21 protein-coding genes are annotated in these 23,958 nt (G+C 49.5%); 20 read left to right on the forward strand and 1 reads right to left on the reverse strand.

The window, feature by feature from the left end:
* Nucleotides 1-150 precede the first annotated feature (150 nt).
* From MA2_RS00335 to MA2_RS00430, 20 genes are all read left to right on the forward strand, one after another.
* The gene (locus MA2_RS00335) at nucleotides 151-870 is read left to right on the forward strand and encodes a hypothetical protein (RefSeq protein ID WP_115254057.1); all 720 of its coding nucleotides are present in this window, start codon (nucleotides 151-153) and stop codon (nucleotides 868-870) included.
* 103 nt (nucleotides 871-973) lie between these two features.
* Nucleotides 974-1,729, forward strand: coding sequence for a protein TolQ (gene tolQ / locus MA2_RS00340; protein ID WP_067055362.1), 756 nt, complete (start codon nucleotides 974-976; stop codon nucleotides 1,727-1,729).
* Between the two features lie 26 nt (nucleotides 1,730-1,755).
* Nucleotides 1,756-2,223, forward strand: coding sequence for a protein TolR (gene tolR / locus MA2_RS00345; RefSeq protein ID WP_067054772.1), 468 nt, complete (start codon nucleotides 1,756-1,758; stop codon nucleotides 2,221-2,223).
* 39 nt (nucleotides 2,224-2,262) lie between these two features.
* Entirely contained in the window at nucleotides 2,263-3,246 is a 984-nt protein-coding gene (locus tag MA2_RS00350; RefSeq protein ID WP_067054775.1) for a cell envelope integrity TolA family protein, read from the forward strand.
* Between the two features lie 316 nt (nucleotides 3,247-3,562).
* The gene (locus MA2_RS00355; protein WP_115254056.1) at nucleotides 3,563-4,858 is read left to right on the forward strand and encodes a beta-propeller domain-containing protein; all 1,296 of its coding nucleotides are present in this window, start codon (nucleotides 3,563-3,565) and stop codon (nucleotides 4,856-4,858) included.
* A 70-nt stretch (nucleotides 4,859-4,928) separates the two neighbouring features.
* Nucleotides 4,929-5,351, forward strand: coding sequence for a DUF4870 family protein (locus MA2_RS00360; protein ID WP_067235048.1), 423 nt, complete (start codon nucleotides 4,929-4,931; stop codon nucleotides 5,349-5,351).
* A gap of 166 nt (nucleotides 5,352-5,517) precedes the next feature.
* Nucleotides 5,518-6,552, forward strand: a complete 1,035-nt coding sequence (locus MA2_RS00365; protein ID WP_067055368.1) for a quinone-dependent dihydroorotate dehydrogenase — start codon at nucleotides 5,518-5,520, stop codon at nucleotides 6,550-6,552.
* 59 nt (nucleotides 6,553-6,611) lie between these two features.
* A complete protein-coding gene (locus MA2_RS00370; RefSeq protein ID WP_067054781.1) occupies nucleotides 6,612-7,160 on the forward strand; it encodes a CvpA family protein in 549 nt (182 codons plus the stop codon).
* A gap of 221 nt (nucleotides 7,161-7,381) precedes the next feature.
* The gene (gene purF / locus MA2_RS00375; protein WP_067054784.1) at nucleotides 7,382-8,917 is read left to right on the forward strand and encodes an amidophosphoribosyltransferase; all 1,536 of its coding nucleotides are present in this window, start codon (nucleotides 7,382-7,384) and stop codon (nucleotides 8,915-8,917) included.
* A 381-nt stretch (nucleotides 8,918-9,298) separates the two neighbouring features.
* Complete coding sequence (lldP, locus tag MA2_RS00380) at nucleotides 9,299-10,993, forward strand: L-lactate permease (protein WP_067054787.1); 1,695 nt, start codon at nucleotides 9,299-9,301, stop codon at nucleotides 10,991-10,993.
* A 70-nt stretch (nucleotides 10,994-11,063) separates the two neighbouring features.
* On the forward strand, nucleotides 11,064-11,822 hold the full coding sequence (locus MA2_RS00385) for an FCD domain-containing protein (RefSeq protein ID WP_067054790.1): 759 nt from the start codon (nucleotides 11,064-11,066) through the stop codon (nucleotides 11,820-11,822).
* A gap of 27 nt (nucleotides 11,823-11,849) precedes the next feature.
* Nucleotides 11,850-13,052 (forward strand): FMN-dependent L-lactate dehydrogenase LldD, encoded by a 1,203-nt coding sequence (lldD, locus tag MA2_RS00390; protein ID WP_067054792.1) that lies wholly within the window; start codon nucleotides 11,850-11,852, stop codon nucleotides 13,050-13,052.
* A gap of 136 nt (nucleotides 13,053-13,188) precedes the next feature.
* Nucleotides 13,189-13,839 carry a hypothetical protein gene (locus MA2_RS00395; protein ID WP_067054795.1) on the forward strand — a complete coding sequence of 217 codons (651 nt, stop codon included), beginning with the start codon at nucleotides 13,189-13,191 and terminating at the stop codon, nucleotides 13,837-13,839.
* Between the two features lie 377 nt (nucleotides 13,840-14,216).
* Complete coding sequence (locus MA2_RS00400; protein WP_067054797.1) at nucleotides 14,217-15,881, forward strand: ABC1 kinase family protein; 1,665 nt, start codon at nucleotides 14,217-14,219, stop codon at nucleotides 15,879-15,881.
* Between the two features lie 75 nt (nucleotides 15,882-15,956).
* On the forward strand, nucleotides 15,957-18,800 hold the full coding sequence (gene glnE / locus MA2_RS00405) for a bifunctional [glutamate--ammonia ligase]-adenylyl-L-tyrosine phosphorylase/[glutamate--ammonia-ligase] adenylyltransferase (protein ID WP_067054801.1): 2,844 nt from the start codon (nucleotides 15,957-15,959) through the stop codon (nucleotides 18,798-18,800).
* Between the two features lie 217 nt (nucleotides 18,801-19,017).
* A complete protein-coding gene (locus MA2_RS00410) occupies nucleotides 19,018-19,944 on the forward strand; it encodes a branched-chain amino acid transaminase (RefSeq protein ID WP_067054805.1) in 927 nt (308 codons plus the stop codon).
* Nucleotides 19,945-19,957: 13 nt separating this feature from the next.
* The gene (locus tag MA2_RS00415) at nucleotides 19,958-20,731 is read left to right on the forward strand and encodes a glycosyltransferase (protein WP_067055371.1); all 774 of its coding nucleotides are present in this window, start codon (nucleotides 19,958-19,960) and stop codon (nucleotides 20,729-20,731) included.
* A gap of 2 nt (nucleotides 20,732-20,733) precedes the next feature.
* Nucleotides 20,734-21,591, forward strand: coding sequence for a WaaZ-like lipopolysaccharide core biosynthesis protein (locus MA2_RS00420; RefSeq protein WP_067054808.1), 858 nt, complete (start codon nucleotides 20,734-20,736; stop codon nucleotides 21,589-21,591).
* Nucleotides 21,592-21,606: 15 nt separating this feature from the next.
* On the forward strand, nucleotides 21,607-22,476 hold the full coding sequence (locus MA2_RS00425; RefSeq protein WP_067054812.1) for a hypothetical protein: 870 nt from the start codon (nucleotides 21,607-21,609) through the stop codon (nucleotides 22,474-22,476).
* On the forward strand, nucleotides 22,445-23,167 hold the full coding sequence (locus MA2_RS00430; protein ID WP_067054815.1) for a hypothetical protein: 723 nt from the start codon (nucleotides 22,445-22,447) through the stop codon (nucleotides 23,165-23,167). The genes MA2_RS00425 and MA2_RS00430 overlap by 32 nt, the downstream gene beginning before the upstream one ends.
* 133 nt (nucleotides 23,168-23,300) lie before the next feature.
* Here MA2_RS00430 and MA2_RS00435 read toward each other — a convergent pair whose 3' ends face one another.
* Entirely contained in the window at nucleotides 23,301-23,951 is a 651-nt protein-coding gene (locus MA2_RS00435) for a glycosyltransferase family 25 protein (RefSeq protein WP_067054818.1), read from the reverse strand.
* Between the last annotated feature and the right edge of the window lie 7 nt (nucleotides 23,952-23,958).

A 23,958-nucleotide genomic window follows, 5' to 3' on the forward strand; every position in this document is an offset into this window, starting at 1 on the left:
ATAAATAAAATTAAAATATGGCTGAAAGCGGTTGCAGTTTATCCATCATTGGCAATAATTTAACCGTAAGTTATTAAAAATTTTCTATAAGTTGATCAGACTATGCTACCAACCCTACCAGCTGATCACACTGATACGAGTAACATCCAAATGCGTCACACTGAACAGGTAAACGTTGAACCTAAACCGTTGGATTTATTAACCTTAATAGATGAAACAGCAAGCAATTGGCAAATCCACCGCTGCCAGTTGATAGAAGCCAGTATCAGCCAAACGCGCCCGATGCAGCTGATTTACCATTATGAAGCCTTGCCCGATGCCACCAAAGCGCAGTATCCGTTACAAGGGCAATTGCTCAAACGCTTTGATGAGGCCATCAGCCGCGAGGACTTTGCCACAGGGCTTGGCATTGCTGTGCAAGATGTGCCGCAAGCGTGGCAGCTAAAATTCACGGGTAAATTGGTGTTGTATCATACCCAACCCGATGTCGCGCTGCGTCTACACTGGACGAACACGCTCAAAGACTTTGTGCCGATTTATCAAGCGGACTTAGCCACCGCAGTGGCGCAAAGTTTTGCCCATTGGCAGTGGATTGGGATGGTTGAGATGGTCAATCGTGATCGTGCGTGGCAATTGGTTGGCGCGACAACACATGACGCGGCAGAGCACCATGCAGCAGATGGCAGGCAAGGTGTATGGCAATTAGCCGTCGATACGCAGTTTAGTGTGTTGCCACCTGTGCTTGCCGATGCGGTCAAGCAAAGTCTACAGGCGGATGATGTCAGCGCGCATTGGGTCGCCGCCATGCAAGACGCTGCCCAAAGTTATGCTGATAATTTCATAGCCACGCAACAGATCGCAGCGTGTTAAACGATGCTTGTCACATCGTCATAAAACGCTTTATAATGCCAACATTTGCCGCCAAATTTTGGCGCGTTTTGTATCAACCATTGACAAGCGGACGACCCAATCCATGACCATGGACATCGTTGGACTGGTGACACATGCCAGCATTTTTGTGCAAATCATCATGGCGTTGCTATTATTGGCATCGCTGTTGTGTTGGGTGACGATTTTTCGGCTTAGCAGTCGGTTGGCAGGCGCGCGCGATGCCGATGAGCAGTTTGAGCAGAGCTTTTGGTCGGGCATTGAGCTGCCCACCCTGTACAAAGGCGTGCAAGGCAACCCCGAGCGCAGTGGGCTTGAGCAGGTATTTTTTGTTGGCTATAGCGAGTTTTTGCGCCTAGCGCGTAAGGCATTGTCGACGGCAGATATCACCGCAGGCGTTGAGCGCAAGTTGCGCGTCGGGCTGGGTCGTCAGCAACTAGAGCTTGAGCAAGGCTTGCCGCTGCTTGCCAGTATCGCCTCAGTGTCACCGTATATCGGGCTATTGGGTACGGTGTGGGGGATTATGACCGCGTTTATGGGGTTATCGACTGAGCAGCAATCTACGCTATCTGCCGTTGCGCCAGGCATTGCCGAGGCGTTGATTGCCACTGCGTTGGGTTTGTTTGCTGCCATTCCTGCGGCATTAGCATTCAACCATTTTACCGCCAAAGCCGAGCAGATTTACCAAAGCCGCGCGTTGTTTTGTGATGAAATCACAGGTATGCTGCTGCGTGAAAGTCGCCCCGATAGCCCAGCATCTGCCATACCTGTTGATGCGCCCGTTGAAATATCCATGCTTGATAAACAGCCAACCGTTGCGGTGCCCAACGAAGGCGTCTAATACGGGTATAAGGTAGATAAACGCCGATGAATCCAAGCCCTTATAGCCGTGCCAATGCGCGCAGAATCAACGCCAACATGAACGTTGTGCCGTATATCGATGTGATGTTGGTGTTGTTGGTTATTTTTATGGTCACCGCGCCCATGCTAACTACAGGTGTGGATATTGACTTGCCAAAGGCACAGACTAAAGCGTTAAGCCAAGGCAGTCAGCTGCCCGTTATTGTATCGATGGATGCCCAAGGTGAACTGTTTGTCAGCTACCAAAGCACCGCCGACAAACCTGTGTCTCGCCGTGAATTGATCGCCACATTGCAAGAACTACAAGACCTGCCTGAGTACCAAGTCGATGGTAAACCGCAGCTAAATGTCATGATCAATGCCGACCAGCACAATCCATATGGCGATATCATGCAGCTGATGGCAAGTTTGCAGCAAGCAGGCATTCAAAAAGTCGGCTTACTGACCGCCCCACCCAAAAAACAACCTTCATAGCCTGCGTTTAGGATTTTAGCACAAGGAAAAACCACCCCCATGCGTCCGCAAATTTCCGCCGTGTATGTGCCTGTGCGCACGCCAGACTACAAAACGTGGGCGTTGATACTCAGTATTTTGGCGCATGTGTTGCTGATTGGCGCGTTGGTGTGGTGGAACCGTGAGCCGCCGCCTGCTGCCATGCAAACCAGTTTGGTTACCCCCGAAGAATTGGCTGCTATCCAAAGCCACATTCGTGCCAATCAGCGCGCTGAAGAACTGAGCCAAAGTGCGCAAGGCGATCCCGATGCCACAGGCGTGATCGACCCAATGACTGCCATGAGCCACGCCACGCCGCGCCAGTCTGCTGCCAGTCACCACACGCCACCCCCTGCCATGCAAAATCTTGTCGAACAGCAAGCTGCGTTTGACGCTCAGCGCGCGCAATACGCCGAGCAAGCCGACCGTGAATTTGCTGAAGCGCAGCAAGCAATCGTTGATAACCTCAACCAACAGCAAGCCGATGAGCAAGCCACGTTGGCAAATTACCGTGAACGCGAAAACAGTCTTGATGATATCCGCGAGGAAAACCGCCGCACGGCAGAGGCATACAACAAAAAAATTCTGATTGAGCGTGTCGAAACAGGCAAATCAGACATCACCAAACAAGGCAGCACCACAAGCCGTGCCGATAGCGGCGACAGCAAAGACAACGGTGCAAGCATCAACAACACAAGCAGTACAAGCAGTAATGCAGGTAGCCGCAGCGGTAGTGGCGGTGACGCAACCAGTTACATCAGCCAAATCAAAGCCAAAATCGAAGCCAATTGGAGCGTACCTGCCAACAGCCAAGGCAAAACCGTGCGCGCGTCCTTTAATATCTCATCATCGGGTGAAATCAGCAACATTCACATCAATGGCGGTGATGAAATCCTAAAAGCAAGCTTGACCAAAGCGTTACAATCATCCAGCCCCTTGCCTGCACCACCTGCCGATATCTACAACAAAGTTGCCAGCAATAACTTTACCTTTACCGCTGAATAATCTTGGTGACGGTAAAAATACCCCCTAATCGTCTTTGGTACCTAATCGTCTTTTTTTGGTAACAGTCGCTTTTGGTACTTATCGCTTTTGGTACTTATCGCTTTTGGCAATCGCTAAATAGCCAAAAGTGATGCGCCAAAAAAGTAGCCCAAACCAGCCACCCAATCATCTATTAGCCTGACCAAAAATCGCTACATAATCCTTTAATAAAACCCAGCCCACCGCTAAACCATAAAAACCTTTTACCATCTTGTATTTGATGGTATGATTTTGGCAAATTTTATCATAATGACCACCTTATCAAAGATTTTAGCCCATGAAAACAACCGTTAAATTTCGCCCTGTGTTTAGGACCTTTGCCGTGATTTGCGGTATACTTGCTGCGACCCTTACACCCATCGCGCAAGCCGCTGATGTCACCATTGTCAAAGCCGCACCGCGCACCAATACCCAAATTGCCATCGTGCCGTTTGCAGGCGCAGAGAGCATCTCGGGTATCGTTGCCAATGATCTAACCAATTTGGGACAATTTGCGCTTGATAGCAACCTGCCAGAACGCCCTAAATCCAGCGGTGAGGTCACCTTGCCCGTATGGCAGCACCAAGGTGTGCCGTATTTGGTCGTGGGCAATACGCGCAGCAACCGCGGCGATGTCGAGATCAATTTTGAGGTGATTGAAGTAGGTAGCGGACGTGTGCTAGATGGTGTGCAGCGTGTGAGCAGCCGCAACACGCCCAACGCATTGCGCTTAGCAGGGCATAAAGTCGCTGATCGTATTTATGAGCTATTAACCGGTGTGCAAGGCGATTTTTCGGGTAAAATTGTGTATGTGGTTGAAAATGGCACGGGCAAAAATCGTGTCTCACGGCTGATCATGTCAGATGTTGATGGCTATAACCCTGAGATTTTGCGTGAATACCGCGGCACGATTAAATCACTTAACCCCTCATTAGACGGCAAAAGCTTCACCTATACCGCGCAAGGTGAGGGTTATCCTGTGGTATATGCCAGTGATGTGGTTAGCAAATCAAGCCGTCTATTGACGCCGTTTCGCGCCAATAACTTTAGCGCGTCAATCTCGCCCGATGGCTCGCGCGTGCTCTTTAGCAGTGACAAAGACGGCAACCCCGAAATTTATCTATCAACAGGCGGCGGTGCACCGCAGCGACTGACCAACCACCCGATGGCGGATATCGCACCAAGTTGGGCACCCGATGGACAGTCGTTTTTATTTACCTCTGATCGTAACGGCAATAACCGCCCGCAGATTTATCGCTATCGCTTTGCCACACGCAGTATCGAGCAGGTCAGCCGCGGCGGCAGCTATAATACCTCAGGGCGCATTAGCAGCGATGGCAAAAAAATGTCGTTCTTGTCAGGTACACAGCAAGGCGCGGTGATGGATCTGATAACAGGTAGCGTGAGCGCGATTAACAACGCAGGCTTAAGCGAAGCCCCCAGCATTTCACCAAACGGGCAGCACTTGATTTATTCGGGGCGCAACGTCATAATAATTAAATCCGAGGGCAAAACCATTAGTATCAATCCGCACCAAAACGGCGCGCCAGCAGGCGTAATCCGTGAGCCAATTTGGCTTAAAGGTGCGCCATAATTTGTCAATCAACAACCAAACGAGAATAACTATGCCAAGTCCTTATGATAACAACGTGACATCTTCCCCCATGTCATCGAACTACGCGCTGAGCGAGCGCGTTGAGCGCTTAGTTCCGTATAACCATATCAGCTACGCGCTGTATTTGTTTAGTTATTTTACCGCAGGCTTAACGTGGATTATCCCCATCGTGATGAACTACATCAAACGCGATGAAGTGCGCGGTACCTGGTTGTATAGCCATTTTGACTGGCAAATCAAAACTTTTTGGTACAGTATTGTGTTTTTTATAATCGGCGCGATCATGCTGGTAATGGGCTATGGCTCGGCGATTTTGGGTTTTGGTACCAGCGGTGGCGCAAGCAGTGTGGGCTGGGGCGGTAGTTTGATCGGTACATTGGGTCTGGTTGTGATGGTCTTTACCACGTTGTGGCATTTATACCGCATTGTGCGGGGTTGGATTGCGTTGGCGCAGCACAAAGCTGTGCCATAAAGCAAAACGGGTAGGCAATGACAGGTTTTTGCTGCTTGCCCGTGAACTTAGATGACAAATTTGTTACAATACGCGCATCCACGTATCTGGTGTTTGTGGGGTGGCGGTTCATCTGCTAGATGCACTGCCAAACTTGTTAGCGTTTTATCAACAAAAAGCGATTGCCATGTATCCGTTATTGCGTCCGTTTTTGCTTCATACTGACCCCGAACGCGCCCATGAAATGACGCTTGCCATGCTTGAGCGTGCACAAAAAATGGGTATGTTGGGCTTTGTCTATGCCAAACAGCAGCTTATCGCCGAATGCATGGGGCTGACGTTTAGCAATCCTGTCGGGCTTGCCGCAGGGCTTGATAAAAACGGTGAATACATTGACGCGCTCGCGGCATTGGGCTTTGGCTTTATTGAGATTGGTACAGTAACGCCCAAGCCACAAGCAGGTAATGACAAGCCGCGACTGTTTCGGATCAAAGACGCGCGCGCTATCATCAATCGCATGGGTTTTAACAATCATGGTGTGGATTATCTGATAGCTCAAGTTAAACGCAGCAAATACCAAGGCGTGCTCGGCATCAATATCGGCAAAAACGCTGTGACCCCTGTTGAAAACGCGCTTGATGATTATTTATTTTGCTTAGAGCGCGTTTATCCATACGCGTCTTACATTACCGTCAATATCTCCTCACCCAATACCAAAAATTTACGCGACCTACAGCAAGGCGATGCCTTGAGCCATTTGCTTGATGGCATTAAAAATCGCCATAGCCAAATTGCCAATCAGCACGGGCATTATGTGCCGCTTGTGCTGAAAGTTGCGCCCGACTTGGACGATGCGCAGGTCGATTTTATCGCACAAGAAGTGGCGCGCTTTGAGATCGATGGGCTGATTGCGACCAATACCACCTTAAGCCGTTATGGTGTTGAAGATGACGCAATGGCAAAGCAAGCAGGTGGACTATCGGGCAGACCGTTGAGCCATCGCAGCACGCAGATTTTAGCGCAGTTTGCCGAGCGTTTGCCCAAGTCAGTGGCATTGATTGGCGTAGGTGGTATTGATTCAGGACAACGCGCAGTCAATAAAATCGAGGCAGGTGCCGAATTGGTGCAGCTATACAGCGGCTTGATTTATGAAGGGCCAGCATTGGTGCAAGACTGTGTTGAAGCACTAGATGGCTATTATCTTAGCCAAAAACCTACCTAATGCTTGGCTTTAGCGCAGCATGCCAAATTATTCTAATCTTATGATTGATCCAGTTTATCATGACGGCGATTGATGCGCTGATTGGCGGCTTTGTGCTGCTTGGCTTATGGCAAGGCTATCGTGCAGGGTTATTGCGCGCGTTGGTGGGGATGTTTGGCTGGCTCATTGCGCTGATGGCAGCAACGGTGCTGGCGCGTCCGTTCGCACCGTGGGTGGCAGATTGGTTGAGCATTGACACCCCATGGCTGGCATGGGTGGCAAGTTTTGTTGTACTGGCACTGGCGGTGGTGGTCGGGCTACATATCGTACTGTGGCTATTGCGGCGTACGTTGCAGGGCTTGCGCCTAGGGTTTTTAGATAGGCTTGCAGGGGCGGGCTTTGGCGCGGCGCGTAATTTGCTGGTTGTGTTGGTGGTGCTAAGCACACTGGTGCCACTGACAGTTGATGCAAAGATTTGGCAAGATTCACGCAGTGTGCCCGTGCTGCTACCGCTTGCGCCGTTTGGTATGGCGGTAAGTCGGCAGTTAGCGCAGCAGGTACAGACAGGCGGCAGATACGGCATGGCGACATTGCAAGATACGGTTGATCGGCATGCCAAAACGCCGTAGTTAAGCTGTGCTTGATCGCACAGCTTGTTAAAAACTTATGCAAGTGAGCACAGAATTATTTTACCAAAGGCTTGAAATTGCGCTGTGTTGCCTTAGTAAGGTGCTAAATCATCACAGGCCTGGCAATCAGCTAACTTGATGATTCAATGTTTTATTATAACCATCTTTTGATGTCAAAAGGTGGTCATGCCAAGAAGATGGGCTAAATAGAAGGGGTCGGTATGTGCGGTGTGGTCGGAATTGTGGCACACAGTCCAGTCAATCAGTTGTTGTATGATGCGCTGACAATGTTGCAGCACCGTGGGCAAGACGCGGCAGGCATCGTAACGTGCAAAGACGGACGGCTGTTTTTGCGAAAAGAAAATGGCATGGTGCGTGATGTGTTTTTGACGCGTCATATGATGCGCTTGGTCGGTGATTTGGGCATTGGGCATGTGCGCTATCCCACGGCAGGTACATCAAGCAGTGCCGAGGCGCAGCCGTTTTATGTCAATTCGCCGTACGGTATTACTTTGGCGCACAACGGCAACCTGACCAACGCGCTGGAGATTGCCGCTGAATTGTACGATGAGGATATGCGTCACATCAACACCAACTCAGATTCTGAAGTGCTGCTCAATGTGTTGGCGCATGAGATGCAAAAACTGGGCAAGCAGCACCCAACGCCTGAAGATATCTTTGATGCTGCCACCGCTGTATATGGGCGCATTGAAGGTGCGTATGCGGTTGTGGCAATGATCACAGGTTATGGGATTTTAGCGTTTCGTGACCCCAACGGCATTCGTCCATTGATTTATGGCGAACGTTTGGCAGAAGATGGCGGTACTGAATACATGGTTGCCTCAGAATCGGTTGCCTTGACAACAGCTGGCTTTAACGTGGTGCGCGATATCAACCCCGGTGAGGCGATTTTTATCACAGAAGGCGGACAGCTGTTTAGCCGTCAATGTGTTGAGCCCAAAGTCTTTGCTCCGTGTATTTTTGAATACGTGTACTTTGCGCGTCCTGATTCAATTATGGACAATATTTCAGTCTATAAAGCTCGCATGCGCATGGGCGAAAAATTGGCGCAAAAAATCAAGCGGGAGTGGGGTGAGGCGCACGGTATTGACGTGGTCATTCCAATTCCCGATACATCGCGCACATCAGCGATGGAGCTGGCGCAGCACTTAGGTGTCAAATATCGCGAAGGCTTCATGAAAAATCGCTACATTGGGCGCACGTTTATTATGCCAGGGCAAAAACAGCGCAAAAAATCGGTGCGCCAAAAGCTTAGTGCGGTACCGTTGGAGTTTAAAAACAAAAACGTGTTGTTGGTTGATGACTCGATTGTACGCGGCACAACCTGTCATGAAATTATCCAAATGGCGCGTGATGCAGGTGCTAAACAAGTATTTTTTGCCAGTGCCGCGCCACCTGTACGTTACCCAAATGTGTATGGCATTGATATGCCTGCTCGCAGCGAGCTGATTGCCTCAGGACATAGCGTTGAGGAAGTCTGTCAGATGATCGGCGCAGACCGTCTGATTTATCAAGATTTGGATGACTTGATTGACGCGGTGCAAGACAAACACAGCCCTGTCAAGCAGTTTGACTGCTCAGTATTCAATGGTCAATATGTGGCAGGCAATATCGACGAAGCGTATTTGGAGCTATTGCAGCGCAAACGCAGCGAACAAGCTAAGCAAAAATCGGCAGGTGTGCAAGTGATTGCTGATACCCCCGTGGATATGATGGGTGTACATACTGAGGGATAATCAGCCTGCTGATAGGGTTTTGTCCGTGGTTTTTGCAAAGTAGTCGTCATATTGGGCGGCTATTTTTTATTGCAAAATTTTTGATTTAATTGGCATTTTGTCTTAAAAATTTGGTCTGACCAATAATAAAAGCTATCGGGTTTAATTAATCCATGATGCCAGTATCAGTACAAAAAACTCAACATTAAACAAATTTTCGTTGCCTTATTGCTACAAAAACACTAATATGAACGCGTTTAGTGGCGTACAGTAGCCTTTTTGTAATAACTGAATTGTGTTAATTGGTCTGACCAATTTTTAAGCGATAACTTGGCTTAGGGTAGTTGTAGTGCAGATGTTTAAACTATTTTGCGTTGTACACTAAGGTTCATGGAGGAACACATGCAACAATGGCAACAACTTTATGACCCGTTTGGCAATATTTGGTTGTCAAGCGCGGTGGCGTTAATTCCGATTGTATTTTTCTTTATCGCGTTGGCGGTTTTGCGCCTTAAGGGCAACATCGCAGGTACGATTACGGTGATTTTAGCGTTATTGGTCGCGCTATTTGCCTACCATATGCCGCCTGCGATGGCACTGGCAGCAGGTGCGTATGGCTTTATGTACGGGCTATGGCCGATTGCGTGGATCATCATTGGTACGCTGTTTTTGTACAAAATTACGGTAAAAACAGGGCAGTTTGATATTATTCGTGCCAGTATCCTGTCTTTAACTGAAGACCAACGCTTACAGATGCTGTTGGTTGGGTTTGCATTTGGTACGTTTTTGGAAGGGGCAGCAGGCTTTGGCGCGCCTGTGGCGATTACCGCCGCGTTGCTGGTGGGTTTGGGCTTTCGTCCACTGTATGCAGCAGGTTTGTGCTTGATTGTCAATACTGCGCCCGTGGCGTTCGGGGCAATGGGGATTCCGATTATCGTTGCAGGTCAGGTGTCAAATATCGATACACATGCAATTAGTCAGATGGTTGGGCGACAGTTGCCGTTTTTTGTGCCAATTGTGTTGATCTGGATTATGGCGATCATGGACGGCTGGCGCGGTGTGAAAGAAACATTCCCTGCAATTGTGGTCGGTGGTGGGGCATTTGCATTGGCGCAATTTTTGACTGCCAACTACATGGGACCAGAATTGCCTGATATCACCGCAGCGATTGCGGCACTGATCAGCTTAACGTTGTTGTTCAAGGTCTGGCAACCTAAGCATATTTTCCGCTTTGATGAAGCCGAGCATGCAGAATTAAGCACGCAGCCTGCTGTTAAGCATACCACTGGCGAGATCATCAAGGCGTGGATGCCGTTTGCGATTTTGACCGCGATGGTGTCAATTTGGAGTATTAAGCCGTTTAAAGACTTGTTTGCCAAAGGCAAAGACGGTATGCCCGATGGTGCGTTGGCAGACATGGTGGTGTCGGTTAAAGTACCATTTTTGCATAATATGGTGCAAAAAATGCCGCCCATCGTGCCAGATGTGGCAGACTACGCGGCCATTTATAAGTTTGACTGGTTCTCGGCAGTTGGTACAGCGATCATGCTAGCTGCGCTGATTTGCATCGTATTTTTGAAAATGCGCCCCAAAGAGGCACTGAACACATTTGGTGAAACGTTGTACGAGCTGCGTATTCCGATTTATTCTATCGGCATGGTATTGGCGTTTGCCTTTATTGCCAACTATTCAGGATTATCAGCAACATTGGCGCTGGCACTGGCGCATACGGGCAAGGCATTTACGTTCTTCTCGCCAATGCTTGGTTGGTTAGGCGTGTTCTTGACAGGTTCAGACACCTCTGCCAATGCGTTGTTCTCTGCCTTGCAAGCCACAACGGCACAACAAATCAACGTGCCAGAGGTATTGTTGGTAGCGGCGAATACCTCAGGTGGGGTAACAGGTAAGATGATTTCACCGCAGTCGATTGCCATTGCCTGTGCAGCGGTTGGCTTGGTTGGTAAGGAGTCGGATTTATTCCGCTTTACGGTCAAGCACAGTTTGATTTTTACGGTGATGATGGGCGTGCTGATCACGTTGCAAGCGTATGTCTTCCCGTGGATGATCCCTGCGCTACCTGCCGTAGCAGGACATTAATGAACAAACTTTACCAAAAAATTGTGCTAAATTTTAGTCAGTGGACTTGAAAAAAGGGCGATAGGTGAGCATGAAAGTCAGCGTGCAGACTGCCGAAGCCTTATTGCTGATGATTGAGGCACAAAATTTACCAATAGGGGCGCGTTTGCCTGCCGAGCGCGCGCTTTGTCAAGAGCTGCAAGTCTCACGCGCCGCATTGCGTGAAGCGATTGGGCAGCTCATTGGGCTAGGCGTGCTTGAAAGCCGCGCAGGATCGGGCACATTTGTGCGTCAGCCGTTGGCGGTAACGATGTTTCGGGCAAGCCAATCGTCTCTAGAGCCTACTGCTATAAAAGACGATGATGCCGACCCATTGTATCGGCTTGATGTCTATGAGGCGCGGTTGGTGCTTGAGGCGGGCACGGCATGGTACGCTGCCCAACGCGCCACACCTGCCGATATCGAGCATATTCGTGCAGCGTATGATCGCCTAGCGAATTTTCAGCGGCAAGGCAATACCGAGCAGGCGGCGCTGGCAGATGCGCAATTTCATCTGGCAATCGCGCAGGCGTCGCATAATTTGGTGCTACTTGAGCTTATGCATAATTTATTTGAGCGTTTGCAACACAATGTAGTCACCGCCAGACGCAAAATTTATACTCAAACATACGAATTTGATAAGTTACACGCGCAGCATTCTGCTATCTTAGCGCATGTGAGTGATGGCGAGCCGCAAGCCGCCCGTGAGGCAATTTGTGAGCATATCGGTTTTGTGAATCAGCAAATCACCGATATTGAGTTACAGCAAGCACGTACCCAACGTGTTAGTCGGCTGGGTATCCTGCTTTAATTTTCTTTAATCAAATAAGGGCACATTATGATTATCTCTTCTGCCAATGACTACCGCGAAGCCGCGCGTCGTCGTCTGCCACCGTTTTTGTTCCATTACATTGATGGCGGAGCGTATGCTGAGCAAACCTTAAGCCGTAACGTACAAGACCTATCACAAGTTGCGTTGCACCAACGTGTACTTAACGATATGTCACAGCTTGACCTATCAACCGAAATTTTTGGCGAAAAATTGTCATTGCCATTGGCACTGTCACCTGTGGGTCTGACAGGTATGTACGCGCGTCGTGGTGAAGTACAAGCAGCAAAAGCCGCGGATAAAAAAGGCATTCCATTTACACTATCAACCGTGAGCGTGTGCCCGATTGAAGAAGTTGCGCCTGTCATGCACCGTCCAATGTGGTTCCAGTTGTATGTATTGCGCGATCGTGGCTTTATGAAAAGCGTGCTTGAACGCGCCAAAGCTGCAGGCTGTTCAACCCTAATCTTCACCGTTGATATGCCAGTACCTGGTGCACGTTATCGTGATGCACATTCAGGCATGAGCGGTCCATATGCCAACTTGCGTCGTTACGCACAAGCAGTGGTACACCCACATTGGGCGTTTAACGTAGGTCTATTGGGTCGTCCACATGATTTGGGTAACGTGTCAAAATACTTGGGCAAACCGATCCCTCTAGAAGATTATATCGGTTGGTTGGGCAAAAACTTTGATCCATCGATTTCTTGGAAAGACTTGGAGTGGATTCGTGACTTCTGGGATGGTCCGATGGTAATCAAAGGTATTCTTGACCCAGAAGATGCCAAAGATGCGGTACGTTTTGGTGCGGATGGTATTTTGGTGTCCAACCATGGTGGTCGTCAGCTTGATGGCGTAATGTCTACTGCCAAAGCCTTGCCATACATCGCTGATACTGTAAAAGATGAAATCAAAATCTTGGTGGATTCAGGTATCCGTAATGGTCTTGATATCGTGCGTATGATCGCATTGGGCGCAGATATGTGTCTGATTGGTCGTGCATTTATCTATGCCTTAGGCGCGCAAGGTGAAAAAGGCGTAACCAACTTGCTAAATCTGATTGAGAGTGAAATGCGCGTTGCAATGACTTTGACAGGTAACAACACCATCAAAGATATCACCCGTGACGCGGTTGTTGATTATGACAAACTAAGCAGCGACGCCAAAGCTGCAGTGGAGCGTCGCGCTGCACAAGCTGCTCAAAACAAATAAATTTTTGTTTTGAATGATAAAAAAGCCATTCTGTATAGAGTGGCTTTTTTTATGACTGGCTTTTTGTGGACTGAGCGATTAAACTAACCCAATTTCAATCAGCCAAATTAAGTAAACCTCACAACAAGGAAAAAACATGCTATCGGTATTGGCATTGGTGGCGTTTGAAAAAGCCGCGAATTTGGCATTGGCGGCTGATCCGATTACCCAGCAGGGCATCGCGCCACTATCGGGTAAGACCTTGCGCTTGGTGCTGCAATCGCCACCTGTGTCGGTGGATACGATTTTTAATGACGACCATATCCGCTTTGAGCCAGTCACCACGCCGATTTTTGAGCCCAGAGGCGGACAGGCAAGTATCGTGAAGCCTGATTGTATTGTCACGGCGCGTGATATTCCACAGCTGTTGTATCTGATGGGGCAGCCTGAAGGCAATTTACCTATTCAAGGGGATTATAAAATCTTAGCGCAGGTTAAGCGGCTGATGGCAGGGTTTCAGCCTGATTTTATTGATCGGTTGCAGCCTGTCATTGGCGTATCATTTGCCAGTCAATTAACTTTGTTGTTCGAGCAGCTCAAAGGCTTTGCCACGCAGCATTTTGCGCCCAATACCAATCATGGCACGCAAGCGTTTGCCCAAAATGCGGTAGGACCAGATTTTACTGCCAAAGATCGGGCAGGAGATTATGATATCCATGCCAGCGATGACACCAAACAAGCGCAACTGCGCCAACGCGCCGATGAAGAACGTGAGCGCATGCGGCGCAGTATGCTACCTTTAGACTAGGTGATTTGGTTGTTTAATATTTTTAAATGGCGCCTTAAGCTGCTATCACAAGCTGTCTATGTCACCACTAGGGCGTATTTGCTGTTTCTTGGAGCTTATGGGGGGCGCTCGGTTAGGCATTGATTTAACGCCATGTATCTACAGTGGTCGATAAGTCATGCTGTTGATTCCCGAATCTTATCAGTCAGTGGCATCAGCGCGCTGCGATATATACAGACGTTTGAATACACTATCATGTTGGTGGATGATAAGTAAAATTTTGGCATGAAGTCAGTTGTATAAATGCTTAAGTCAGCAATCAAAAACTCCCCACAGCGTATAGAACATGCTACAATCGCCTAACCATCTTGTTTTTAGCCAACCGTTGAGCCACTGCTGTGTTATTGCAATATCGAAAGCGCCTGTTTGAGCTGTGGCGTATCGCCGCGTTTTACCGTCTTGATACCCATCTGCCCGTCGCGCAAACCCCACAGTTACAGCCGATTGCGCGGCTGATTGCTATGCACCCTGTAGCGTGGTTTGCCAAACCCAACCCCAACGGTGTAAAACTTGCGCTTGAGGACATGGGTACGCTGTTTTTAAAACTTGGGCAGCTGCTGTCCACACGCCGCGATTTGGTCGCGCCTGAGGTTATCGAACAGTTGGTGCAGCTACAAGACAAGGTCAAGCCGTTTGATGTTGCCCTTGCCAAAACACAAATCGAACGCCCGATAGCAGATGGCGGCTTGGGGCAGCCGGTGGCGACACTGTTTGCGCGTTTTGATGACAAGCCGTTGGCGGCAGGGTCGATAGCGCAGGTGCATACCGCACGCTTGCATGATGGGCGTGAGGTTGTGGTCAAGGTCGTGCGTCCACAAATTCGCGAACAAATCATGGCAGACTTTGAACTTTTGCGCGAGCTGGCAGGTTGGGCGACGGCGCGTATTGAAGCGGCGCGCGCGATTCACGCGCGTGAGTTGGTCGAGGATTATCGCCAAGTCATGCTGTCAGAGCTTGATCTCACCCTTGAGGCTGCCAATACTACCCAAATGCGCAACAATTTTTTGGGCTCAAGTCTGATGTATGTGCCTGAGGTGTATGCGGTTGGCAAAAATGTCATGGTGATGGAGCGCATCGAGGGTGCGCCTGTGTCACGCACGCAAGTGTTTGACGCGCTTGGTTATGACCGTGCTGCATTGGCAGAAAAAGGCTTGACGATTTTTTTTACCCAAGTGCTGCGTGATAACTTTTTTCATGCCGATATGCACCCTGGTAATGTGTTCGTCGAAGCCTTGCCTGCAGGCACGCCAAACCCAAATCCGCGTTATATCGCGCTTGATTGCTCGATTGTTGGCGAATTATCGCGTCAAGATCAGTTGTTGGTCGCGCGGCTATTACTGGCAGTGATGAACGGCAATTTTACCATGTTGGTTGATATCATCGCGCGCGCAGGCTGGATTCCGCCAACCACAGACCGCCATGCGCTGATGCGCGATATGCGCCGCACCGTATCGCCGATGATTGCTAAGCCGATCAATGAGATTGATTTTGCAGGCGTGCTCATGCAGGTATTGGACATCGCGCGGCGTTATCATTTGGACATTCCACCGCAGCTGATGCTTTTGCTCAAAACCTTGGTGCACGTTGAGGGCTTGGGGCGTGACTTGTACCCTGAGCTTGATATTTGGTCATTGGCAAAACCGATCTTGACCGAGTGGGTCAAGCAGCAGTTTGACCCCATGCAAAAGCTGAATGAAGTGCGCCAAAATTTGCCCGAGTTGCTATTGGCGGTCAATGATTTGCCCGAGCTATTAGACAACAGCTTGCAAGGCTTGTCACGGCTTGGCGGACAGCAAGACCGTCAGCTGCGCGAAATCCAGTTGCTACGCGCCGATATGCTCAAAAGCCGCCAGCAAGACTGGTTGGCGATTCTGGGCTTTGCTGGGCTATTGGTATTGGCAACCATGGTCGCCAATCATGCGACATGGCAAATTAGCAGTTGGCTGGTGCCGCTGTTGTATATCGCGGCGGCGGTGTGTGTGCTGTGGCGGCTGTTGAATTGAAAAAAGCTTTAGCCCCTCAATGCTAACCCCTCAATGCTAAGCTGATAACAAAATGATGAAAAAATACCACCTGCCATGACCAACGTTTTAGCGACTAAACCGACCGACAATGTGACCAATTCACCAACCGCTGGGCAGCTAGCGCGTCTTGAGCTGGCAAGTCCATTTGCTTGGCGGCTGTGGCAACGCCAAACCGATACGGTGCGCGCGTTTTTAGCGCGTTTTGCACTGGGGCAAGGTCTGGATACGGCGGTATTTGCCGCATTGATTGCAGAATTTACCCAAGCCGATGATACCGCCCAAGATGAGCAAGCCGCTGTCATGCACGGGCTACGCACGCTGCGTAACTTATTGATGCTGCGCTGGATTTGGCAAGATGCGTTGGGTATCATTCGCCTTGAAGATCTGACAGCCGAGCTGTCTGAATTTGCCGATGCGTGCTTAAATTTTGCCAAACGCCATGTTTATCAAGTTTTACAACGCCGCTATGGCACGCCACAGTTTGACGATGCCAAAAACCGTCCATGTGCCGATGATTTGGCGGTGATTGCCATGGGAAAATTGGGCGGGCATGAGCTGAATTTATCCAGTGATATTGATTTGGTATTTGTTCATCAAGGACAAGGCGAAACCAATGGCGAGCGTAGTCTTGGGCAAAAGTCGATTGACACCAAAAAATTCATGCAGCGTTGGGGGCAGGGGATTATTGATTTGTTGGCAACACCGACCGAAGCAGGGATTGTGTTTCGCGTGGATATGCGCTTGCGCCCGTGGGGTGAGGGTAGCGAGCTTGCCATTCATCTGTCTGCGCTAGAAAAATACTTTGCCCAACATGGGCGCGCGTGGGAGCGGTTTGCGTGGCTCAAGGCGCGGTTGGTTACGCCTGTGGCATTTGCTGAACCGCTTGATGAGCTGATTCGGCGGTTTGTGTTTCGTTATTATGTTGATTATAGCGCGTTTGCTGCGTTGCGTAGTATGAAGTCGCTGATTCAAAATCAAGTCGCCAGTCGGCAAGATGTTGATAACATCAAGCTTGGTGCAGGCGGTATCCGTGATATTGAATTTATTGTGCAGGCGTTTCAGCTGATTTATGGTGGGCGTGTGTCGGAGCTGGGTGTCAAAAATTGTCTACAGGCACTACATGCGTTGCGCGAATTTGACTATTTAGATGCCAAAACAGCAAGCGAGCTTGCCGCGGCGTATCGATTTTTGCGCCGTGTTGAGCACGCTATCCAAGCCTTGTATGATGAGCAAACCCAACGCTTGCCGACCGACTTTGCGACCCGTGAGCGCTTGGCGCGCGCGCTGAATTACCCCGATTGGCGCGCGTTTATGACCGAGCTTGACGCAGTACGTGCACAGGTTAAAGTGCCGTTTGAGCGTATGGTTATCGACCGCAGCGCGATTGCCAAGATGCCGCAGATTCACCATGCTAAAAATCAAACCACGCTAAGCACGCGCCTTACGCCTGAAAATATCGCGCGCCTAGACGCATTTTGGCACAGCAGTCAAGTCGCAAAACTTGATGATGAATCGCGCCGCCGTCTCAATAGCGCGCATCCTGTGCTGGTACATGCTTTGCTATCGCCAAATTTGGACGATACCGCGCTTAACCTTGCCTTGCCGCGGCTGCTTGATTTGCTTGAGGCGATCAGTCGGCGTTCGATTTATTTAATCATGTTGGCAGAAAACCCAAACGCCACAGGCAAGCTGATGCCGATGTTGGCCGCCAGCCCGTGGATTGCGCGTGAGCTTGCCAGTCATCCTGTGCTGCTCGATTCGTTTTTGCGTGAGCAATACCGTCATTTGCCCGATAAACCCGAACTTGCCGATATTTTGCGCCAACAGCTGCTGCGCGTTGAGCCCGACGACGATGAAGGCGTGCTCAATGCCTTGAGGTTTTTTAAAAACACCCAAGTGTTGGCAGTGGCAGCCAGTGATATTTTGGCAGAGCGTCCGCTAATGAAGGTGTCTGATTCGCTGACCTACATTGCCGAGGTCGTGCTACAAGCCACTTTACAACTGGCATTTGCCGATCTTGTCAAAAAACATGGCTATCCCATCAGCGCGCATGGCACGCCTGTCAGTGAGCAGGCGATGGGCATTGCGATCATCGGTTATGGTAAACTGGGCGGTCTGGAGCTGAGCTACAGCTCAGATTTGGATCTGGTGTTTATCCATGACATCGATGAGGGCGCGCTGACAACGGGTGATAAACCGATCAGCGGTATGCGCTTTGCCATGCGCTTGACGCAAAAAATCATGAATTATCTGATTACCCAAACCCGTGATGGGCGCGCGTATGAGATCGACATGCGTTTGCGCCCATCGGGGCAAGCAGGTATGCTGGTGGTGTCAACCCATGCGTTTTTGCTGTATCAGAGCCAAAAGGCCTGGGCGTGGGAGCACCAAGCCTTGGTGCGTGCGCGCAGTGTGGCAGGCGATGTGTCGGTGTGCCAAACGTTTGCCGATATTCGTAAACAGGTGCTTGCCATGCCGCGCGCGCTTGCCGATGTACGCACCGAGGTTGCCGCCATGCGCCGCAAGATGCATGAGCACCTAGCCAGCCCAACACGCGCCGCACAAGCTGGACAGTTTCATCTGAAGCAGGATTTTGGCGGCTTGGTTGATATCGAGTTTATGGCGCAATTTGCGGTGTTGGCGCATGCCCATGCCTATCCTGAATTGGCGGTATGGAGCGATAACGTACGCATTTTTGAGGCGTTGGCAAGCACAGGCCTGGTGGAGGCAGCGATCTGTACGCGCTTGACCGAGGCGTATTTGCACATTCGTGCTGCCATGCACCGTTTGGCATTGGCAGGGCAGCCACCGATTGTTGCTGCCGCCGACTGGCAGGATTTGCGCACGTTTGTTGAGAGTGTGTGGCAGGCATGGATTGGCGAGCGTGAGCGCATTTAAAATGCTTGATAAAAAAAGTTGGCTGTAGCGTAAAAATTTTTTGCTTTAACTTGCCGCTAAAATCCTGTTAAATACTATTATTCAGTGATGGCAAAATTTTGACAACTGCCCAAGGGCTGAACAAGATTGTATTTTTGGTTTAAACTTGCTAAAGGTTCAAACCGACATTTAACCTCTAAGTTGTAACAAGGAGTAAAACGTGCAACTGGTACCAAGTATGGCAGACCGCGACGGCGTGATTTGGAAAGATGGCGAGATGGTGGACTGGCGCGATGCCAAAATCCACGTACTGACCCACACGCTGCATTATGGCATGGGCGTGTTTGAGGGTGTGCGCGCGTACGAAACCCACGACGGACGCACAGCAATTTTTCGCCTTGATGCACACACCGAGCGTTTGCTAAATTCTGCCAAAATCTTTGAGCTTGATGTGCCGTATGATTTTGCCACATTCAACCAAGCGCAAAAAGATGTCGTGCGCCAAAACAACCTAACATCTTGCTACCTACGCCCATTGATTTGGGTCGGTTCAGAAAAACTTGGTATCTCTGCCAAAACCAACAGCATTCATGCGATGGTAGCGGCTTGGCATTGGGGCGCGTACTTGGGTGAAGAGGGTATGGCAAAAGGCATTCGTGTCAAAACCTCATCATTTACCCATCACATGCCCAATGTAACCATGTGTAAAGCTAAGGCGGTAAGCAACTATCCTGTATCAATTTTGGCAAACCATGAAGTCACCCGTAATGGCTATGACGAAGCGATCTTGATGGATCCGCAAGGCTATGTGTGTCAAGGTTCGGGTGAAAACCTATTTTTGGTCAAAAACGGTGAGCTGCATACGCCTGATTTGGCAGGTGGCGCACTCGATGGTATCACACGCCGCACCATCATTCAGCTTGCCAGTGACTTAGGCATCAAGGTGCATGAACGCCGTATCACGCGTGACGAATTTTATATCGCCGACGAAATCTTTATGACAGGCACAGCCGCAGAAGTCACCCCGATCCGTGAATACGATGACCGCGTGATTGGCAAAGGCGTACGCGGTGAGCTTACCACACAGCTACAAAGTCTGTTCTTTGATATCGTCCACGGGCGTAACGACAAGTATGCGCATTGGCTGACTTACGTTGATGAGTGATATCGCCAAAAACATGGTAGATAGCAGTGTGCGCGCCAACGGCGAGGCCAAGCGTTATGTCTTGTGCATGAAGTGGGGCACCAAATACGGCGCAGACTATGTCAATCGGTTGTATGGCATGGTCAAGCGTCACTTAACGCTTGACTTTACCATGGTTTGTTTAACCGATGACAGCCGCGGCATTGACCAAGCCGTGCGCTGCTATCCGCTGCCAGCACTCAATTTACCGCCAAATCTGCCTGAACGCGGTTGGAATAAACTTACCACGTTCGCGCCAACGCTGTATGACTTGTCAGGTACGGCGTTGTTTTTGGATTTAGATGTGGTGATTGTTGATAACATCGACGCGCTGTTTACCTATCCTACGCGCTACCCCGACAGCGTGCTGATTATCCGCGATTGGAAAAAACCGTGGCGTATGGTGGGTAATAGCTCAGTATACCGCTTTCACATTGGGCAAAATACTTATCCCAATCTCTTGGCAAATTTTGAGCAAAATTTTGCCACCATTCGCCAGCAGGTGCGCCACGAACAGGCGTATTTGTCCCATTATTTGCGCGCGCATCACCATTTAGAATATTTCCCCAAAGACTGGTGCGTAAGTTTTAAATACCAATGCGTTGCCCCGCCGCTGCTGAATTTGGTTATACCGCCTAAGTTGCCTAAGGGTGCAAAAATCGTCATCTTTCACGGTGAAGTCAATCCGCCTGATGCGATTCGTGGTGGTGCAGGCAAGTGGTACCGTGTGGTGCGTCCTGCGCCATGGGTTGCTGAGCATTGGCGCTAATGATGGCAAGTAAACAGGTACAAGACCACGTTGCATTGATGGTGCAGCATCAGTCGATGGATTTTGCCTTGCTTAGCCAACATGACTTGATGGCATTACAAGCCCAAACTGCAGGCAAAGTAGTCAATATATTTGCCTCAGGGCCTTCCATCACAGATGTGGATTTTACTGCCGAGCTATTGGCGCAGCCTGCGCTGTTTATGAATGGCAGTCTTAGCCTAATGGGGCAATACCAATTTGCCCAGCCTATGGCGTATGTCGTCACCGATGCGCGGTTTATTCAGCATAATTTGCCAGTCCTGCTTGCGCATTACCAAGGTATGCTGTTTTGCCTAACCTTGCCTGTACTACAAGCTTTGATTGCCGCCGCGCCCGATGTTGTGATGAGGTTTAAGCCAAATTTGCGCCTGATTTTTGCCATTGACCGCCCGATTTTCCGTGCAACGCGTCGAAAAATTTTAGCGTGGTTAGCGCGTATACCAGAGTTTACGGTACAAAAAGCCGCCTTGCGCCAAACCGATTTATCCGCACAGACCTTTGTGATGGATTGGCAGCATGATCCCGTCATTGGCGTATCGTTGGATATCACGCAGGGTTTTGTTGAGGCAGGCACGGTGGCGTACGCGGCAGCACAGTTAGCGTTTGGTCTTGATCCAAGCGCGGTACATTTGTACGGTGTGGATTTGCTTAACACACAGCAGCCACGGTTTTATGAATCTGTGAACCATATCGCTCCCATCATGCTGGATAAAGCGGTAGCAAATCGGATTGTGCCATCATTTGACTGGCTAAAAAACGTGTACGCCAAGCATGGCATGGCACTGGTCAATCAGTCACCCGTATCACAAGGTTTGTTCTAGAGTTTAAGGGTTGTTATGTATCACTTAACAGGTTGGCGGCGCAAAGTGGTATTGTTGTTTTGTAGTGAAAAACGTCTTGGTGCCAAGCAATTATTGGCAGTTTATGCCGCCAAAACCTTTGAGCAGATGCGCCAAACCCTAATCACCGAGACGGATGTTGATTGGGCAATTTATGAAAATAAGCCCAGAATTCGTGACCTAAACCAGCACTTTAATAAGCTTAAAGCTGAGTTTATCGGTCAGCCTGAATTGTGTTTTTATCATGCCATGTTGATTGTGCTGCTGCGGCGCAATTACCAAGCCGCGCAGACGTTTGCCGAGTTTGAGCGGCTGTGGCAAACGCAGACGGATTTTTTGTTGGCGCATTTGTCGCTACGTTGGGTGATATCGGCGTGTGATACGTTTGTTGATTTTAGCCCAACATTGTCCAATCACGCTGTACGAGCAGGTATTTTGATGAACGCGGTCAGCTTGATTAATACCCTCAAAGTCTATGAAACGCAGCTATTGGCGATTGAGCGCCAACTTGGGTTTGATCCCAAGCGGTTGGATTTTAGTCAGTTTAGCCTTGCCCATGATGAGCTTGCTATGGGTGAGGGTTTGGATTATTTTCGCGTTGGACGTGATGATACACTCAAAAACATGCGCGCACGCTATCAGCAGCTAGCCGAGCTTGACCCGTTGGCAGGCAAGATTTTGCTACACGTGTTTGAGGCGGTGCAGCATATCGACAGCGCGTTTGCCTTTGTCAAAGCTTTACATACCGATGAAAAAGGGGGGTGGTGGCAAGAGCAAGTGACACCGCCAACCGACGTTGAACAAATGCAAGCAACCGATATCAAGGAACCAAACCATGCAATCTGCCATCAATCCGCTAATCATTGAAGCACAAATCGAGTCATTGAGCAGTCGTGACACGTTTGTGGTGTGCTGTTTTTACACCGCCAGTTACCACGAGCATGCCATGCGTTTAAAGGCGTCATTGGATGAGTTTGGCTTAAATTATTACTTGGCGCAAGTGGCGGATGCAGGATTTTGGGAAGCCAATACGCGTATCAAGCCGTACTTTATCGCCAAATGTTTAGAAAAATTTGCTGACTATGGCGTTTTGTATCTTGACGCGGACGCGGTGGTCAAAAAACCATTGGATTATTTTAACCATGTACGCGAGGATGTGGCGCTATACGACACGCGTGGACTTGCCAACATGTCACATGATTATTTGGCAAGCACTATGTTTTTTAACAACACGCCTGCCAGTCATAAGTTGGTGGCACAATGGATTGCCGAACAACACGATGGCAAGCGCACGCAGGTCGACCAAGATAGCCTAGACGCTGCCATGCACAAAATGGCAAATCATATTAGCGTCGCGCCACTATCGGCAGGCTATATCAAGATTTTTGACCGCGATACACGCCAAGATGGCTATGATGGTGAGATCTATATCGAGCAGTACCAAGCCAGCCGCAGCCAAACCAAGCTGCGCCGTACCTTGATTCGGCGGCGTAATCGCATCATTGGGCTAGGTGCTGTGCTATCGGCGGCGGTGGGGCTGATTTGGTTGATGCGCTAAGTGATTGTCACTATTTAAACGTTGGATAATGCATATACAGCGGTTTGGCGGTGCGTTGCAGCTCACGATACACTCGTGTAAGCGGATTTTTGGACTTTGTCGTGGTCAAGGACTTGCTGCGGCTTGCGCGAATTTAACTGGCTAGGTCATTTTTAAGGCTGGGGTGGAGTTTGTGGATTTGAATCACGCAGGCAGGCTCGACCAAATAAATCGGTATGGCTTTGGGGTGTTTTTCATTGTCAAACATCAGCACATCAATCGCTTCTAATTGCGGTAATTGACGCACAAAATCCAATAAATATCGCGCGCCTTGCTGCGATATAAAATAGCCTGCCGTGCCCAAGTTTTTGGTCAAAAGTGGGTAGGCACGGCGGTTGGTGTCTTTGATATCATAAGCAGGTTTGCCTAGATGCACACGGCGGCTAAATTTTTCTAGCTTAACGATGGGTTGGTTGAGTTTTTTTAGCCAATCATCATCTGTGAGTAATAAATTGCTATTTTCACCCAAACAAATATCATCTTCAAACACACCCATAAAGTCCAACTGCGCCTCTACACAATGCCGCCAAAGGCTAACATGGCTGAGCAGACAGCTGATTTCACCTGTACTGCACGATGTGTTGGCGATATGGATGCCTAACTGAACGGCAACCGTATGAATAGTAGTTGGCGTGACCGCGGCGAAAAATTCAAAATCAATCTCTTGATTGCCAAACTGCTCGACAATATGCGCATGGCGAGCGGCATTGCCTGTAACGTGAATTACATAGTTTTTGAGTATCATAGATCAC

The sequence above is a fragment of the Moraxella atlantae NBRC 14588 genome, from assembly GCF_001591265.1.
In the GTDB taxonomy this organism is placed as follows: domain Bacteria; phylum Pseudomonadota; class Gammaproteobacteria; order Pseudomonadales; family Moraxellaceae; genus Faucicola; species Faucicola atlantae.

Excerpts from the sequence above, each read along its gene's own strand:
- MA2_RS00335 (WP_115254057.1), top strand. The coding sequence starts at position 151 with ATGCGTCACACTGAACAGGTAAACGTTGAACCTAAACCGTTGGATTTA.
- tolQ (WP_067055362.1), top strand. The coding sequence starts at position 974 with ATGACCATGGACATCGTTGGACTGGTGACACATGCCAGCATTTTTGTG.
- tolR (WP_067054772.1), top strand. The coding sequence starts at position 1,756 with ATGAATCCAAGCCCTTATAGCCGTGCCAATGCGCGCAGAATCAACGCC.
- MA2_RS00350 (WP_067054775.1), top strand. The coding sequence starts at position 2,263 with ATGCGTCCGCAAATTTCCGCCGTGTATGTGCCTGTGCGCACGCCAGAC.
- MA2_RS00355 (WP_115254056.1), top strand. The coding sequence starts at position 3,563 with ATGAAAACAACCGTTAAATTTCGCCCTGTGTTTAGGACCTTTGCCGTG.
- MA2_RS00360 (WP_067235048.1), top strand. The coding sequence starts at position 4,929 with ATGTCATCGAACTACGCGCTGAGCGAGCGCGTTGAGCGCTTAGTTCCG.
- MA2_RS00365 (WP_067055368.1), top strand. The coding sequence starts at position 5,518 with ATGTATCCGTTATTGCGTCCGTTTTTGCTTCATACTGACCCCGAACGC.
- MA2_RS00370 (WP_067054781.1), top strand. The coding sequence starts at position 6,612 with ATGACGGCGATTGATGCGCTGATTGGCGGCTTTGTGCTGCTTGGCTTA.
- purF (WP_067054784.1), top strand. The coding sequence starts at position 7,382 with ATGTGCGGTGTGGTCGGAATTGTGGCACACAGTCCAGTCAATCAGTTG.
- lldP (WP_067054787.1), top strand. The coding sequence starts at position 9,299 with ATGCAACAATGGCAACAACTTTATGACCCGTTTGGCAATATTTGGTTG.
- MA2_RS00385 (WP_067054790.1), top strand. The coding sequence starts at position 11,064 with ATGAAAGTCAGCGTGCAGACTGCCGAAGCCTTATTGCTGATGATTGAG.
- lldD (WP_067054792.1), top strand. The coding sequence starts at position 11,850 with ATGATTATCTCTTCTGCCAATGACTACCGCGAAGCCGCGCGTCGTCGT.
- MA2_RS00395 (WP_067054795.1), top strand. The coding sequence starts at position 13,189 with ATGCTATCGGTATTGGCATTGGTGGCGTTTGAAAAAGCCGCGAATTTG.
- glnE (WP_067054801.1), top strand. The coding sequence starts at position 15,957 with ATGACCAACGTTTTAGCGACTAAACCGACCGACAATGTGACCAATTCA.
- MA2_RS00410 (WP_067054805.1), top strand. The coding sequence starts at position 19,018 with ATGGCAGACCGCGACGGCGTGATTTGGAAAGATGGCGAGATGGTGGAC.
- MA2_RS00415 (WP_067055371.1), top strand. The coding sequence starts at position 19,958 with ATGGTAGATAGCAGTGTGCGCGCCAACGGCGAGGCCAAGCGTTATGTC.
- MA2_RS00420 (WP_067054808.1), top strand. The coding sequence starts at position 20,734 with ATGGCAAGTAAACAGGTACAAGACCACGTTGCATTGATGGTGCAGCAT.
- MA2_RS00425 (WP_067054812.1), top strand. The coding sequence starts at position 21,607 with ATGTATCACTTAACAGGTTGGCGGCGCAAAGTGGTATTGTTGTTTTGT.
- MA2_RS00430 (WP_067054815.1), top strand. The coding sequence starts at position 22,445 with ATGCAATCTGCCATCAATCCGCTAATCATTGAAGCACAAATCGAGTCA.
- MA2_RS00435 (WP_067054818.1), bottom strand. The coding sequence starts at position 23,951 with ATGATACTCAAAAACTATGTAATTCACGTTACAGGCAATGCCGCTCGC.